Below are 326 nucleotides of genomic sequence, written 5' to 3'. Positions count from 1 at the left end.
ACTTTAGTCCAGTTGTATTCAAGAGAAGCGATTTCAAATCCACCATCATAAGAGTAAGCATCTCCGTAAGTGACTGTCGCTGTTTCCGTATCTGCACCGCTATAGGTTTGACCATCATAACTGCTGATGTACTCGCTATTATCAATCAGGTCATCGAAGAATAGGAGGTTATTATCAACATTGAACTGCGTCTTTTGGTCATTAGCATTATCAAAAGTAGTAAGTGCTACATCCTCCAATTGGTTATCCGCAAGATTTACCGTTTCAAGATAACCAAAGTTTCCAATTGTCAGACTTGTCGGCAGGCTTGTTAAAGCTCTATTCGA

Annotated in this window: 1 protein-coding gene; it reads right to left on the bottom strand. The window is 39.9% G+C overall.

Annotated features, from left to right (window positions below):
* Positions 1-326: hypothetical protein (locus IC221_RS29405; protein ID WP_188172339.1), on the bottom strand; the 326-nt coding region annotated here is incomplete at both ends.

The sequence above is a fragment of the Flammeovirga sp. EKP202 genome, assembly GCF_014534745.1.
Lineage (GTDB): Bacteria > Bacteroidota > Bacteroidia > Cytophagales > Flammeovirgaceae > Flammeovirga.
This window is presented reverse-complemented; position numbering and strand designations above follow the sequence as displayed.